General features: G+C 31.9%; 10 protein-coding genes. 2 read left to right on the top strand and 8 right to left on the bottom strand.

What is annotated here, in order from left to right:
- Genes GGR97_RS05675 through GGR97_RS05660 form a run of 4 tightly spaced genes read right to left on the bottom strand, consistent with a single transcriptional unit; the run spans position 1 to position 2,432 of the window.
- Positions 1-846: a geranylgeranylglycerol-phosphate geranylgeranyltransferase gene (locus GGR97_RS05675; RefSeq protein WP_167897545.1), complete on the bottom strand. Its 846-nt coding sequence runs from the start codon at positions 844-846 to the stop codon at positions 1-3.
- A gap of 5 nt (positions 847-851) precedes the next feature.
- Positions 852-1,307, bottom strand: coding sequence for an SsrA-binding protein SmpB (gene smpB, locus GGR97_RS05670; protein ID WP_167897544.1), 456 nt, complete (start codon positions 1,305-1,307; stop codon positions 852-854).
- Positions 1,308-1,316: 9 nt separating this feature from the next.
- Positions 1,317-1,757, bottom strand: a complete 441-nt coding sequence (locus GGR97_RS05665; protein WP_167897543.1) for an outer membrane insertion C- signal — start codon at positions 1,755-1,757, stop codon at positions 1,317-1,319.
- A 36-nt stretch (positions 1,758-1,793) separates the two neighbouring features.
- Positions 1,794-2,432, bottom strand: coding sequence for a nitroreductase family protein (locus tag GGR97_RS05660; RefSeq protein ID WP_167897542.1), 639 nt, complete (start codon positions 2,430-2,432; stop codon positions 1,794-1,796).
- 269 nt (positions 2,433-2,701) lie between these two features.
- Between GGR97_RS05660 and GGR97_RS05655 the strand changes: the two genes are divergently transcribed.
- Together GGR97_RS05655 and GGR97_RS05650 are read left to right on the top strand one after the other, a co-directional pair.
- The gene (locus tag GGR97_RS05655) at positions 2,702-4,087 is read left to right on the top strand and encodes an MFS transporter (protein WP_245229457.1); all 1,386 of its coding nucleotides are present in this window, start codon (positions 2,702-2,704) and stop codon (positions 4,085-4,087) included.
- A gap of 642 nt (positions 4,088-4,729) precedes the next feature.
- A complete protein-coding gene (locus tag GGR97_RS05650) occupies positions 4,730-6,361 on the top strand; it encodes an ABC-F family ATP-binding cassette domain-containing protein (RefSeq protein ID WP_167897540.1) in 1,632 nt (543 codons plus the stop codon).
- Between the two features lie 44 nt (positions 6,362-6,405).
- On the opposite strand, the gene GGR97_RS05645 is transcribed toward GGR97_RS05650, so the two are convergent.
- The 4 genes from GGR97_RS05645 to GGR97_RS05630 form a co-directional block, all read right to left on the bottom strand.
- A complete protein-coding gene (locus tag GGR97_RS05645; protein WP_167897539.1) occupies positions 6,406-11,697 on the bottom strand; it encodes a GEVED domain-containing protein in 5,292 nt (1,763 codons plus the stop codon).
- 351 nt (positions 11,698-12,048) lie between these two features.
- Positions 12,049-13,551, bottom strand: coding sequence for a flotillin family protein (locus GGR97_RS05640; protein WP_167897538.1), 1,503 nt, complete (start codon positions 13,549-13,551; stop codon positions 12,049-12,051).
- A 4-nt stretch (positions 13,552-13,555) separates the two neighbouring features.
- Positions 13,556-14,122, bottom strand: a complete 567-nt coding sequence (locus GGR97_RS05635) for a serine protease (protein WP_167897537.1) — start codon at positions 14,120-14,122, stop codon at positions 13,556-13,558.
- A 219-nt stretch (positions 14,123-14,341) separates the two neighbouring features.
- Positions 14,342-16,585: an FdhF/YdeP family oxidoreductase gene (locus GGR97_RS05630; protein WP_167897536.1), complete on the bottom strand. Its 2,244-nt coding sequence runs from the start codon at positions 16,583-16,585 to the stop codon at positions 14,342-14,344.
- Between the last annotated feature and the right edge of the window lie 33 nt (positions 16,586-16,618).

Raw genomic sequence — 16,618 nt, 5'->3', positions numbered from 1 at the left:
TTAAGCAAAAAATACAGCTAAAATTCCAAATCCTATAATTAATTTAAGAATTCCACTAATTCTGGAAAAATCGTTTTTTTTAACAGCTGATTTTAGTAGCTGAAAGCAATAGGCAAGAGGGATAGTTAGTGTAATTAGAATATATAGTTTTATATAAATAGTATTGGTTACGTATAAAAGTATTACAAAACTGATTAATGTAACGATGATTAAAAATTTGCAAATAGCAACTGTTCTAGTTGTTCCAATAATTATGGGTAAGGTTTTTAGATTTGCTTTTTTATCTCCTTTAACATCTTCTATATCTTTAATAATTTCTCTGATTAGATTTAGTGCAAAAGCAAAAAAAGCTAAAATATAAATAATTTGTTTTTGATAAGGATTGCTAGGAATTATCATCAAAAAAAATAAAATAGAAAAAGCTGTAAAACTTGCAATGATAAAATTTCCTAAAAAAGGAATTCCTTTTAATTGTTTGCTGTAGAGATATAATAATAGAATAACAGGAATTCCGTAAAAATACAATAAAACACTTTGCAAAAGAATGCAAGCATAGGTTCCTGCTATTAATCCTAATAAATTAAATATGATATATGCCCCAAAAGCATTTTTAGGTAAAATATGTTTTCCTACAATTTGTTTGTTGGGTTTGTTTGTAGCATCTGTAGTTACATCAAAATAATCATTAATAATATTACCTGCTGCTGCTAAACAAAAAGTGCAAAATAAATAAAGGTATACAACAGGAGTTAGCTGATGATATGAAAATAAAAAACAAACAATAAGAATTTGACTAATACTTATAAGTAAAAGATTTTTAATTCTAATAAGTTTAAGCCAAGCCATTAGCATTAATAGCTTTTCTTAACTCGGTCTAAAGATATTTTATTATCACGATCTTTAATCGTTTGTCTTTTGTCGTATAATTTTTTACCCTTACAAAGTGCAATTTCTAATTTAGCCAATCCCTTATCGTTTAAAAACATTTTTAAAGGAACAATAGTTAAACCACCGGTTTGCACTTCTTTATTCAGTTTTTTTAACTCTTTTTTGTTTAAAAGTAATTTACGAGAACTTTTGGGTTTGTGGTTGTAAGCATTTCCGTACAAATACTCCTCAATAAACATATTAATAGCAAACAGTTCTCCGCTCTCATTAAATTCACAAAAGCTATCTGTAATTCTAGCTTTACTTAATCTAATAGATTTAATTTCGGTTCCTGTTAATACCAGTCCAGCTACATATTTGTCTAGAATTTCATATTCAAAACGAGCTCTTTTATTCTGTATGTTTATTTTCTTTTGCATAAGTACTAATTATAATTCGTTAATTCTGTAACGAATATTAAAACCAAATTGAAGAATTTCCAAAGAAGTTTTTGTGATAATGTTTAATTGGGGTCTCCAATCCAAACCTAAAGTTATAGGAGTTTTTTTGAATAGGTATTCTATTCCTGCTTCACCATTTACTCCCAATATAAAAGGATCTCCTACAAAAGTAGACAAACCTGTTCCAAAATAATATTGAAAATTTAAATTAGCTAGTTTTATGTCGTTTATTTTAAAATCGTATAGCAAATTAGCACCAATACCTTCTCCAAAAGTAATATCACCGTGTAAACGTGTGTGGTCTTCAAAATTTACAATACCATCAATAGCAACACTATTTCCTCCAAAACTACCTAAACGGATCCCTATTTCTTGAGCGCTTAATTGAGCAGTAAAAATAAATAGAAGTATGGCTGTTATTTTTTTCATTTTCTGTTTTTTAGTCCAGCAAAAATACAAAGATTCCTATATATTAATAAACGTTGCGTAGTCTTTATTTTTACCTTGTTTATTTCTCCAAGCACCCTTAATTTGTTTGGTGTTTGCGGTGTCTACATCTTTAAATAAAAAGATACTTCCTAGTAATTGTTCATTCTTAGGTATTTTTAAAAGTGTTTTAAAATTTTCATCTCTTAAAGTTCCTCCGCTAGACCAATAATTTTCATATTCTTTTTCTGTTGCTGATAAAAGTAAATTTTGAATAGCAGCACTGGTTGCAGCAATGTGTTCTATATTTTTTTGATTTAACTCCCTCTCTTTAGAGTCAGACTCTTCGGGAATCCAAGTTGCTTGAATAAGGGCAGTAGCACAGTTTAGCATTTGTACAATTTTACCACCTTCTATTTTATGATTTAAATAATAAGCAGCTAAATCTCTACAAGCTTTGCTGTCTAGTACATAAAACCGCCAAGGAGCGATCGATTTTAATTGATGCTGTTCAACCGCTTTTGTGTTTGCTGGATAATGAAACGGAGCTTTGCCTGCTAGTTCTAACATTTCATTAATATCATTAGAAAAATTTTCTGGTTGATTTATTTCTAAAGAAGAATTGCTTAGGATTTTTAAAGTCCTGCGTTTTGATAGTATGGTTTTAAATATGCTCATGGATTAATACATTTATTTTGTTGTGTTTTAAATGATAGAATTATCTTGAAATATACAGTCATCAATAAAACTGCCAATATGCAGTTTTAAAAGAATTATAAAACAGTTTATTTTTTGAGTTATCACATATAATCTTTTTTATTTTCGTTTCTGGCTAAAAAAAGAACCTAATATACTTTTTCATTTCATCAATACACGTATTTTTGCACGTATAAATACGTAGTTTAATACGTAGTTTTATGAATTCGTTAAAAAACAAGGATATGTCAATGTCACAAAAAGCAACAAAGTTAGAGTTATTCAATTTAAAGAGTAAGCCAATTCAAACATTTTGGATTACATCTATAGCCTTTTTTATGTGTTTCTTCGCATGGTTTGGAATTGTGCCTTTTATGCCACAAGTGGTTAAAGATTTAGGATTAACTCCAGATCAAAAATGGAACTCAATTATATTAGCAGTAACAGGTACTGTTTTTGCCCGTTTACTAATAGGTAAATTATGTGATAAATACGGACCAAGATTATGTTATACTTGGTTGTTAGCTGTAGGATCTATACCTGTAATATGTATTGGTTTGGTACAAACACCTATGCAGTTTTTAATTTGTAGATTATTTATTGGTTTTATAGGTGCTTCTTTTGTAATTACTCAATTTCATACTTCTATTATGTTTGCTCCTAATATTGTGGGAACTGCAAATGCTACTTCTGCCGGGTGGGGGAATTTAGGAGGGGGTGCTAACCGTTTAGGAATGCCTTTAATAGCTGCAGCAGTAGTTAGTTTTGGTGTAGCAGAAACAGAAGCTTGGAGATATTCTATGATTATTGCAGGAGTTATTTGTTTCTTAATGGGAATTGTTTATTATTTCTGTACACAAGATACTCCAGAAGGAAACTTTAAAGAGTTAAAAGCATCTGGTCAAATGCCAGAACTTAAGAAAGATGAAGCTGGGTTTGGAGTAGCTGTTAAAGATTATAGAGTTTGGATTTTATTTTTAGTTTATGCAGCTTGTTTTGGAATGGAGCTTACAGTGTACGGTACCATGGATGATTATTTGCAAAACACTTTTCAGTTAGAGCGTGTAACTGCTGGTAATTTGGTGTTGTCTTTTGCGTTAATGAATATTTTTGCTAGAACTTTAGGTGGTTTCTTTGGAGATAAATTTGGTAAATTAAAAGGACTTAGAGGACGAGTTTTGTTCTTAACCGTAATATTAACAGTAGAAGGATTAATGTTGGCAACATTTGCTTCTGTAGATAATTTTATTGTAGCCTTTATCTTTCTAATTTGTTTTAGTTTATCTGTACAAATGGCAGAGGGTGCAACTTTTTCTGTAGTGCCTTTTATTAATAAGAAAGCCATAGGGTCTATTAGTGGTATTGTTGGGGCAGGAGGAAACGTGGGGGCATTTTTAGCAGCTATTTTATTAAAATCTAAATCTGCTGTTGCAGAACAAGCAGCTATTGTAGAAACCTCAGGTGCTAGTGCAGAGGTTATTAAAGCAGCTCAATCTATGGCATCTTCACAAGCGGTAGCTAGTGGTTATTTTGTAATTGGTATTTTAGTAATACTAACAGCAGTGGTAGCTTTAACCATTAAATTTTCTGAAGAAGATGAAAAAGAAATAGTTTTAGAGGTAAAGCCAGTTTCTTAATTACGTAGTTACTTTTATAAAGACAAGCCTCAACAAGATATTTGTTGAGGTTTTTTTTGTGGAAATAAAGTTTAACTGTTAAAATACAGTTTAGTTTCTGTTATACAGATGATTGGTGTTTTTTTAGGTTTTTTAAAAAATAAAAAAAAGATTGTTTTTACTTTGGTTTGAATGTATTTATTACTTAGTTTTGTAGGTATAAGTACGTAGTTTTATCTACGTGCTAAAAAAGTTCTACGAAACGGAAGTTTTTTCTAAAATTAGCAAAATCATAATATAAGAATTGGGAGGTTTTTTAAAAGATATTTGTTTTACTAATTGTAAGTTCCCTTTGTTTGACAATGGGTTATTAGGTTGAAATAATAGATTGTAATTAGTATTTAATAAGTTTTATTTTCTAAAATAGAGTTTAGTTTTATCTACACACAGAAAATACCAACGGATCGTAGAATCTTTTTTTATCATGTATTATCCTATTCTTGTTACTACAATAAGATAGTTTTAATAGTTTCTAGTTATCACTTGCCATTTCATTAGTCAGTAATGGCAAGTTTTTAATTTATTTCACGTAAAAAATAGAGCAACCCTAGGCATTAGTCTAGGGTTGTTTTTTTGTATTTTTGTGCTTTTAAAAAACTTTTTATGATTTCTGTAGATAATTTAGCAGTAGAATTTAGTGGGCATACCTTGTTTAGTGATGTGTCTTTCGTAATTAACGAAAATGATAAAATTGCCTTAATGGGTAAAAACGGGGCTGGTAAATCTACCATGATGAAAATTATTGCAGGATTGCAGACTCCAACTCGTGGAGGAATTCGTTGTCCTAAAGATACCGTTATTGCTTATTTACCTCAGCATTTATTAACAGGTGATGATTGCACGGTAATAGAAGAGGCTTCAAAAGCTTTTAAAGAGGTTTTTGAAATGAAGGCCGAAATGGAAGATCTGAATAAGCAATTAGAAACTCGTACAGATTACGAATCTGATGAGTATATGAAGATTATTGAGCGTGTTTCTGATTTAGGTGAAAAATACTATGCTTTAGAAGATGTTAACTTTGAAGCAGAGGTAGAGGTAGCCTTAAAAGGTTTAGGTTTTAAACAAGAAGATTTTAATAGACCTACATCAGAGTTTAGTGGGGGATGGAGAATGCGTATTGAGTTGGCTAAAATTTTATTAAAAAAACCTGACTTAATTTTATTAGATGAGCCTACCAACCACGTAGATATTGAATCAGTAATATGGTTAGAAAATTTCTTACTTAACAAAGCAAAAGCAGTAATTGTAATTTCTCACGATAAAGCCTTTGTAGATAATATTACCAACAGAACTTTAGAGGTTTCTATGGGGAAAGTTTACGATTACAAAGCAAACTATTCTCATTATTTAGAGTTAAGAAAAGAACGAAGAGCTAATCAACAAAAAGCATATGACGAGCAACAAAAAATGATTGCAGATAACAAGTTGTATATAGAACGTTTTAAAGGAACTTATTCTAAAGCATCTTCTGTAGCATCTCGTAAACGTATGTTAGAAAAATTAGAGATCATAGAGGTAGATGAAGTAGACTCTTCTTCTTTACGATTAAGATTTCCACCATCACCACGTTCAGGTGATTATCCTGTAAAAGTGGAAAACATGAGTAAATCATATGGAGATCATGTAATTTTTAAAGATGCCAACATGGCTATAGCCAGAGGAGAAAAAGTAAGTTTTGTAGGGCAAAACGGTCAAGGGAAATCTACCATGATTAAAGCTATTATGGGACAAATAGATTTTGAAGGAACTTGTGGTTTAGGGCACAATGCTAAGGTTGGGTATTTTGCTCAAAATGAAGCTTCTTTGTTAGACAATGATATTTCTATTTTTGAAACAGTAGACAATGTTGCTGTAGGAGATATTAGAACTCAAATAAAAAACATATTAGGTGCTTTTATGTTTAAGGGTGATGATATTGATAAAAAAGTAGGGGTGTTGTCTGGAGGTGAAAAAACTCGTTTGGCCATGGTAAAATTACTATTAGAACCTGTAAACGTTTTAATATTAGATGAGCCTACCAATCACTTAGATTTACGTTCTAAAGATGTAATTAAAGAAGCGCTACAGAATTTTGATGGTACTTTAATATTGGTGTCTCACGATCGTGATTTCTTAAAAGGATTGTCAGAAAAAGTATATGAGTTTAAAGAGCAACGAGTTGTTGAACATTTTGAAACCATTGATGCTTTCTTGGAAAGAAACAAAGTAGAAAACTTAAAAGAAATGAATTCTTAAAAATTATATAAGTATAAAAAAAAGCTCCCAATTGGGAGCTTTTTTTATTTTATAAATACCTTTCTAGTAAGTAATCCTTTATCAGTTTTTATCTGAAGTATATAGATGCTAGATGGTGTGTTTCTAGGGCTTAGATTAATTTCATCCTGATTGTTGATGTTATTCCAACTTTCTAATTGTTGTCCTACCAAATTATATAGTTCAATAGATTCAATTAATAAGCTACCATGATTGTTAACGTGAATTTCTTTATTAGAACTTGTTATTATGATCGTTTTTGCCTCTTGTTCCGAAACGCTTAATCCTTCAGTTTCTTTAAATACCAATGCAAATCTATCTGTGTAAATTTGTGGAGCAAGTGTTAAAGTTGCTTTTCCATTAGTTAAAGATTGTGTTTTATTGGTCTCTTTATCTAATAAATAGACTTCTCTATCAATATTTTGCCATTCGTCAATATCAATAGTAACAGTTCCGTTGTATCCAAGTTCTAATTGAATAGGTACTTCTAAATTATCATCAATTTCTGGAACACCGGCAATTACATATTTGTTTTCATCGTTTGTAAATTTCCAAGCAATATCTGTGTCTCCATCATTAAATGAAATAGCATCATATCCTGGTTCATAACCAAAAGATGTATTTGGACTAAATGAAACTCCTATTTGTCTATGAATTTTTTGACCATCTTCATTTTCAAAATCCATTCCTAGTTTAATAATAGGTTTCTCATTTATTACAGTTTCTTGTATAGGAATAGCTTTTGATAAAAATTTCTGTTTTTGAGTTTTAAAGAATATAGAGTTGTTACCTTCTGTGACATGTTCTCTTTGACTATTATTAAAAGTTATTGTACCACCATCACTATCTCCATATACAAAGAAACCTTGTCCTACAGCAATATATGGTTTAGGTTCTTGGTAAACACCATCTCCTACATGAGGAGTGTTTGCTCCAGTATCGTTAGCCGAGTACTGATCTGCAGCAACTCCTACATCTATGGTTCTAGTTGCATATCCACCAATATATCCGCCAAAATAATGACCGTTTGCACCTGTTTCGTCTTCTCCTACATGTTCCCAAAAGTATATAGTTCCGTCTATAGCATTTGTGTTATCTTCAATAAATTTTTTAACACTTATAGCTGATGGATATGGATTTCCTATTAAGTAAAAGTTATTAGTACCAATGCTAGTAGTAAATTCTCCGTCTTTTGGAGTTCCTACATAAGTGAAGTTTTGTTTAGAAGTATTAGTTGTTCCCGTTCCTTTTAGAATAAAACCGTCAGTTTGGGGTATATATTCTAAAGGTGTTTTATGTGTAAAATTGTTCTCACTTCCAGGGGAACTTCTATAAGTATATATCCAAGGTTTAGCTATAGAAATTGGAGTTGAGGTACTACCATCTTCACCGTCAATAAAGTTAATATCAACAATACTAGAGGTTGCGGATGTTGGTATTGTTCCATCTTTTAAAACATCTGCTAAAGTATAGGTAGTATAACCAATACTATTTACCGGAGATGAAAAATAGCTAAATCTATAGATGTTAGATTTTGACTCTCTATCAATAAAAAGTTTTCCCGTTCCTGTAAGTTGTTTGGTACCTGTATGTGTCTGAATTAATTGAGATGTTCCTGCAAGCTTTATGTTTGCTTGAAAATTAATGTTAATGTTGTCTGTTACAATTAAAGGTTGATTAGTTACTGTAAGGGTATTGTCACCTGTTACGTTTAATTTTCTAGCAAGTAATGGTGTACTATCTTCTTCGTAATCCTCATTAATAATAACGGATCTAGATTTATCTGGAGTTCCATTTGTCCATGTACCAGATGAAATAGAGGTAGCTCCAAAATGATGTACACCAAGTTTTATGTTAGACGTGCTATTGGCATTGTTTACTTCAGAAAGTACTGGAGCATTAGGGTGTCTTTGTGGTCCCCCGTTAGCCAGAGTTCTGTAAGGATCTAAGTTGTCATTTACAAAAGCAGTCCATTCGGTGGCGGTATATGTTTTGTTATAGGTAGAAATATTATCATTACGAACATATGAGCTGTTGTTTTCAATTGAAGTTATTACGTCATATCTTTTCTCCCAAGCTTTTGTTCCACTTTGGCTTACAATAGCGATTATATCGTTACCGTCAACAAAGTCAGTTATGTTGTCATTAGCTAAAACAGTAATACTAGGATAGTTAACGGAAGAAGTGCTTGCTTTTATTAAAACAGATTCTCCACTTGTTAAAGAGGTGTTAAGTGTATAGGTTTCAGTAGGAGCTACTCCTGTTTGATTTCCTGTTTTGTCTTTGAATAATGCAAGAATTAACGTGTTTGTTGGAATTGTATTATTTCCATTGTTTGTTATTTCAATCCATTTTTCTCCAGAAGTATTATGGTAGACTTGAGTAATAACGGCAGATTCAAAAGGTTCTAAGTTTAAAGGATTTATGTAAATGTCATAATCTTCAATATCTCCGTAACCATTATAGTGACATGCATCTACAGGTAATTGTCCTTGTAGTATTGCTACACGAATTCTGGTTTTACCAGTACTAGCACCACTTGGTATTTCAATATTTGAAAGAGTCTCTACTATTGTTTTTCCTGTTGTATTTGTAAGATTGCTATAAATGAGTTCTCCATTATCATCAAAGTCTCCATCTTGATTGTAATCTATATATACAACAAAACCAACAGTGCTATTATTGTTCTTTTGGTAAGTAATAGTTGCGGATAGAGTTCCACCAGCGGTAACGGTTGCAAATGTACCAGGGAAGTATTGATAAGGACCGCTATTATTACCTGTAGATTGATTGATCTCTCCTGAGTTTATATTGGTATTACTAATAAAATAATTATTATGTTGGGCAATATTGGTGTTAATACCATCACAATATTCAATCTCAATAGTATTAAAAGTAGTTGAGTTAGTAAAGTTTGCACAATCAGCATCTGTAGCAACTTGTATTTCATATTCAGAACCGTTGTTCAAACCAGTTAAGTTTATGCTTTTGTTGGTAGAGGTGACTTTAGTCCATGTGACAGAATTGGTCTCTTTATATCTAATTTTAAAAGGTGCATCATCAACAGAATTCCATGTTGCAGTAGCTGTTTTTTCAGATACATTATTAACAATAAGGTCTGTAGGGGTAGTAGGGTTTAATATAGTAATGTTTTGAACGCTATTTGTTGACGTATTACCATTGTTAAAATTCCATGTAATACTACCAGATTCAGTTAATGTTGTGTCATCAGTTGTAGTAGCAGTAATTTGTGTTCCACATTGATAATTCATTACAGGTGCCGTAGCTGTATAACTACAGAAACTAGTTATAGGATCTAATGTAGGGGATGTAAAGGTTCCAGCGTATGGAGCTATATTTACAGTTGCAGTACATGTATCTGTTAAACCGTCAGAATCTGTTACTGTTAATGTAACAATATTATCACCTAGGTTGTTGCATGTAAAACTACTTTTGTCTAATAAAAGCTTTAGGTTTCCGCTAGCATCATAATCATCATAAGAACCATTATTAATCTGTTCTGGAGTTATAGTAGCACTACCTGTAACATCTAGATTAATATTTAAAGTTCCTATACAGACTGCAGTTGGTGGTGTTATTGAGGGTTTAATAAATATATCATAGTCTTCAATTTCTCCTTCTTCGTTACCAAAGTCACATGCATTTGCAGGAGTGTTATGAGTCATAGAAATACGCATTCTTGTTTTTCCAGTAACTGCTGATATTGGTACAGTTATGTTATTGAAAGTTTCTTCAATAGAAAAAGTTCCGTTACTAGCATTTTGATAATTAGAATTACTGAATACTCGTTCATCAGAGTTGTTAAATACCCCATCTTGATCATAATCTATCCAAATAACACATGTTGTTGGGTTTGACCAGTGAGGTCTTTTATATTTAACTGTTCCAGAGAAATTACTTCCAGCAGTTACTACAGTAGACATATTACTATAATAATTATATGTACCAGCTCCTTGTTGAGTTGTGTTGTTAATGTCTCCAATTTGAACTTGATCTATATAAAATCTATTGTCAGAGCTGATTTTAACACTTGAGTTGTCACAATATAGAACAGCTAATGTTGTAAATGTAGAAGATTCTGTAAAACTGGCACAAGAGGCATTTACAGCTACTTGTACTTCATATTCGGTTCCTTTAAAAAGATTTGTTAATGTAATACTTTTAGTAGAGCTAGTTGTTGAAAGCCAAGATGTATCTCCTGTTGGTCTATATCTAATTTTAAAGGGACCTGTATCTGATGTTGTCCAATTTATAGTAGCGTTAGTTTCGTTTGTGTTTTGGATGGTTAAATTTGTTGGAATACTTGGATTGATAACATTAATTGTTTGAGTACTAGTAACAGTGGTACTTCCATTGCTAAAATTCCAATGAATGGTATAATTACCTGCGCTGTTATAGTTAATAGGATCTGTAGTTGTTGCAGTTATTAATTGTCCACATTGATAATCTATTGTAGGGGCTACTGCAGAATAAGAACAATATGCATTAATAGTGTTAAGTGTTGGAGGAGAAAAAGATCCAGAGTACGCAGAAACATTAACTGTTGTAGAGCATGTATCTACTAAACCATCCGTGTCAGTAACAGTTAAGATAACAGTATTGCTTCCAATATCATTACAGTTGAATGAAGTTTTGTTTAATGAATAACTTAATTCGTTAGCGGAGTTGTAGTCATCGGTAGATCCATTGTTTATTTGACTAGCTGTAATACTAGCGTTTCCAGAGATGTCTAAACTAATATTTAAATTTCCTACACAGGATGCTGTAGGAGGTGTTGGTGTAGGACGAATATCTATATTATAATCTTCTGTTTCTCCTGCACCATAATAAAAATTCTGAGGAGATAAAGGAGAATTCTTTGCATCAGAAACAGCAACTCTCATCCTAGGGACTCCTGTTTTAGCACCAGCAGGTACCGTAAAAGGAAATGCTAATGTTGTAGGTGTATTGGTAGAAGCTGCAAAATAAGAAAATATCTCTTCGCCACTATCTATAAAATCACCATCACTATTGTAATCAATCCATATTTTAACGTAATGGTTATCGTATTGTGTCGTATAAGTTATAGAACCAGTATAAGAAGATCCTTTGTATAAGGTAGTAGTTTGGTCATAATAGATATATGAGCCAGCAGTACCTGTGGAAGTATTTTCAAGAGTATTTAACTCAATATTTGAAATAAAATTTTGATGATAACCTTGGTAGTTTATTGGTTCTGTATATACCTGCCCATAAATATTCTGTAACGTGCAGAGTAAAATACAAGTAAGTAGTGATACGTAATATTTAATTTTCATTTTTGCCTAAACTTTGTATGTAAATTTTTTAACTGCTTCTTTTTAATATAAAACGCTTGTAGATAGTTTGTTATCTGTTTTTGTTCTAAATTTCTGCAAAGCTACAAATACTAAAGGTTTAAAATTAATTAACACTTTGATATTGATATCAAAGATAAGATATTTTAACAAATGTTAAGTGTTTTAAACAGGGAAACTTCACATCCATAATTTATGAATGTGAAGTCTTGTTGAGGTATATGAACTTAGGGGGATACAGTAAAATGTATGCTCAAAAATTCTATAATATTGTACAATTTATAAAAAAAGACCGTTTCTTTTGTGTTTTTTCTAATGTGTTTTTACACAGGTCTATTCTTTTTCTGTAGAAATAATATTTTTTTCTTCTTCTTTATCCTTTTTTAAGTAGTCTGGTAAGTCTAATCCAGCCATATTAAATAGTTCATTTAATGGAGGAACAGATTTCATCATACCTGAAACAAAATTAGCTGTAGATCCATTTCCATCTGCATTATTTCCAGAATCCCAAACGGTAATTTTATCAATTTTAATATTTTTAACGGCTTCTACTTGAGTTTTTACTAATTCAGGAAGTTTTTCAATTAATAATAATTGGAATGCTTTGGAAGGGTCTCCACCAGCAGCACTAACTACTTCTTTATAACCTTCTGCTTGTTTGGTTAATATTTCAAACAAACCTTTTGCTTCTGCTTCCATTTTAGCATAAATGGCATCGGCCTCTCCTTTGGCTTGTTCTCTAGTGGTTTCAGCTTGAGCTTGAGCCTCAATAATAGCTCTTTTCTTAGCTACTTCGGCAGGAATTAAAATATTCGCATTTTGTGTAGCTCTTTCTCTTTCTGCGCGAGCATGCTCTGCTTGTTGTTCTGCAACATAAGATTCTTCTAAGGCTTTTGCAGATTGTACTTTTTCAGATGCAGAGGCAATACGTAAAGCTTCGGCTTCTTTTTCTCTTCTAGAAGCTTCAGATTGAGCAATCGCAATTCTTGCTTCGTTTTCTCCCTGAATAGCAATGGCATTTGCTTCTGATGTTTTTACACGTGTGTCTCTTTCTGCTTCTGCCTTTCCAATAGATTCATCTTTAGATGCAGAGGCAATACTAATTTCTTTGTCTTTTTTAGTAATGGCAATTTTAACATCTCTGTCTCTATGAGTTTCAGCAATTTGAGTGTCTTTTTCTCTATCGGCTAAAGCTTTTCCTGTTTCTCCAATTTTTTCTTGTTCGGCAACACTAATTTTAGCTTCGTTAATTGCCTTAGCAGCAGCTTCTTTTCCTAAAGCTTCTATATATCCAGACTCATCTTTAATATCTGTAACGTTTACGTTAATTAGTTTTAAACCAATTTTCTTTAATTCGCTATCTACGTTTTTAGAGATGTTTTCTAAAAATTTATCTCTATCAGAATTAATTTCTTCAATAGACATAGTGGCAATTACCAAACGTAATTGACCAAATAAAATATCTTTAGCTAATTCTTGAATTTGTTCATGCGTTAACCCTAACAATCTTTCAGCGGCTGTATTCATACTATCTGTTTCTGTAGAAATAGCAATAGTAAATCTACAAGGAACGTCTACACGAATGTTTTGCTTACTTAAGGCATTGGTTAAATTAGCTTCTATAGAAATTGGTTTTAAATCTAAATAAGCATAGTCTTGAATTACAGGCCAAATAAAAGCACCACCACCATGAACACATTTTGCGGAGGTTCCTCCAGTTCTACCATAAATAACTAAAATTTTGTCCGATGGACATCTTTTGTATCTGGCAATTAGGGCTGTAATAGTTACAAACAGTACAACTGCAGCTACAATAAAAATAAAAATAGGTTCCATAAAATTAAATTGATTCGACGATTAAAATGTTCTGATTAATAATTTGAGTTACTTTAACAGTACTACCACTGTTTATTCTTTGGTTTTCTGTCATAGCTTCTAATTCTCTATAAGATCCGTTTACGCTAATTAAAACCTTTCCTTTTCCTGATTTATATTCGGGAATAGGGGTGTATACTTCAGCTGTTTTGTTTATAGTTTGTTTTATTTTAAAAGTATTGTCCTCTGCTAGTTTTGTGATTTGTTTGATGACAATAAAAAAAATAAACACAAAAAAGATTCCAACAGCTATGCTTAAAAGGTACAAGTAGTTTGTGTTGGAAATTTCTTTAAAAAATGAAATTCCTGTCCAGCTAAAACCTAGTAAAAAGTTGATAAGGTTTCTAAAAGAAAAGAATTGAAAAGGAGCGTTTGTGCCATCTAAATCACCATCAAAATCAGTGTCTATTCCATCAGAAGCATCTGCTCCCATAAAGGTTAAAATGGTTTGTATTAAAAAGACAATACTTGTAGGTATTGCGGTGTACCAAAACATTTGTAGAATTGGATCTAAATTATTTAAAAACTCCATAGCTCAATTTTTTTGGAAATATATAGCATTTAGGAACTACATAAATAATAGAGTCTACTGTGTGTTTCCGTAGTTTTTAAAAATGAAAAATCCTCATATAAATGAGGATTTTTCGGGGGTCAAACTAAAACTTCAAAAATGATTAACTTAAATTATTTATAGTAAATTTAAGTTTATTATATGTAAATCAGCTTTTTATGAGACTGTGTGTTTACGTAGTTATGCTTTTATTTTTACTTTAATTGATTTTGAAGAAGGAGTGTGGCTAGAATGTGCTATTAAATCTATAGGAACTAATGGGTTAGATTCCGGATAATAAGTGGCAACACAACCTTTAGGAATGTCGTAAGGAACCACAGAAAAACCATCAACTTGTCTTTTAATGTTGTTGTAATTATTGTACAAAGTAACTTTGTCTCCCTTTTTCAAGTTATTTTTGGCAACATCTTCTCGGTTCATAAATACAACCATTCTTCCGTTGTATATACCTCTATATCTATCATCTAATCCATAGATAGTGGTGTTGAATTGATCGTGACTTCTAGTTGTCATCATTATATATTCATCAGACTCTGGCTGTATGTTTCCTAGTTTGTTTACTGTAAAATTTGCTTTTTTATTTTCGGTAGTAAAATTACCTGTTCTAGAACCATTGGGTAATTCAAAACCAATAGGTTGCTTTACTCTTTCGTTAAAGTTTTCAAAACCATCAATGGTTTTGTCTATTAAATCTCTAATATTATTAAAATCATCAGTTAGGAAATCCCAATCTACCTTGCTGTTTTTTAACGTTGCTTTGGCAATATTGGCAACAATAACAGGTTCGCTTTCTACTTCTTTAGATGGAGGAGTAAGTGCTCCTTTACTACTATGAACCACTCCCATGGAATTTTCTACGGTAATAAATTGCACTTTTCCGTTTTTAATAAACTTATCGGTTCTACCCATAGATGGTAGAATTAAAGCTGTTTTACCAGGTGTTAAATGCGATCTGTTTAGTTTGGTAGAAATGTGAGCTGTTAAATTACAATTTTGCAATGCTTGTGTAGTGTAATTGGTGTCTGGAGCTGCCGATAAAAAATTACCTCCCATTCCTATAAATACTTTTACTTTTTTGTGATACATAGCTGTAATAGCTTCTACCACAGAATATCCATGTTCTTTTGGGGGGGTAAACCCAAAATTCTCACTAATTTTATCTAGCAATTGTTTGGATGGTTTTTCGGCAATTCCCATGGTTCTATCACCTTGAACGTTACTGTGTCCACGTACAGGGCAAGTACCAGTACCTTCTTTGGCAATACTCCCTTTCATTAACAATAGGTTTACAACTTCCTGAATGTTGTCTACTCCGTTAACGTGTTGTGTTAAACCCATTCCCCAACAAGCAATAATTTTTTTACGTGAGGCAATTAGGGCTACAACATCATCTATTTCTTGTGTTGATAATCCTGTTTTTTGGATTAGTTCATTTAAGTTGTGATTTAATAATTCTTTTTTAAACTCTGTAAATCCAGCAGTTTTACTAGTAATAAAATCAACATCTAGCACTTCTGGATTCTCTTCTGCTATATCAAATAATTTAATCATAATGGCTTTTAGCAAAGCCACATCTTCATTAATTTTTATTTGTAAATAATAATCAGCAATATCTACACCACCTCCAATAACTCCTTTTGGATTTTGTGGGTTTTTAAAGTTGATTAATCCCGCTTCTTTTAAAGGGTTGATAGCAATAACTTTAGCTCCGTTTTGTTTTGCTTTTTCTAAACAAGCTAACATTCTAGGATGATTGGTAGCTGGATTTTGACCAAATATTAAAATAACTTCAGCTTTGTATAAATCATCTAAGGTAACAGAACCTTTTCCTATTCCTACGGTTTTAGACAAGGCAACACCACTAGATTCGTGACACATGTTAGAACAGTCTGGTAAATTGTTAGTACCATACATTCTAACAAATAATTGATATAAAAAAGCAGCCTCATTACTAGTTCTACCAGATGTGTAAAAAGCAGCTTCGTTTGGATTGTCTAATGCATTTAACTCTTGACCAATAATTGCGTTTGCTTGGTTCCAAGAAATTGGAGTGTAGTGCGTGTCGTTTTCTCTAAGAATCATAGGATGGGTTAACCTTCCTTGTTGTCCTAGCCAATAATCACTTTGGTTTTGTAATTCTTGCACGCTGTATTTTGCAAAAAAGCTAGGATCTGCAATTTTTTCCATGGCTTCTTCTGCAATAGCTTTTACACCGTTTTCGCAAAACTCCCCTAATTTAGACCTATGCGATGGATCTGGCCAAGCACATCCAGGACAATCTATACCGTCTTTTTGGTTTAGTTTGCTTAATACGTTTAAGGAGTTTTTAACAGACATTCTGGTAAAAATTTGCTGTAAAGAAATATACACGGCTTTTATACCAGCTGCACTTTTAGCTTGTTCTTTTATTTTTAGTTGTTTCATGTGAGTTTCATTTGGGTGACAAAACAGCTACAA

Source organism: Wenyingzhuangia aestuarii (assembly GCF_011927765.1).
Classification (GTDB): domain Bacteria; phylum Bacteroidota; class Bacteroidia; order Flavobacteriales; family Flavobacteriaceae; genus Wenyingzhuangia; species Wenyingzhuangia aestuarii.
Note: the sequence above shows the minus strand (reverse complement) of the source record. Positions and strands in the feature narration are given on the sequence as shown.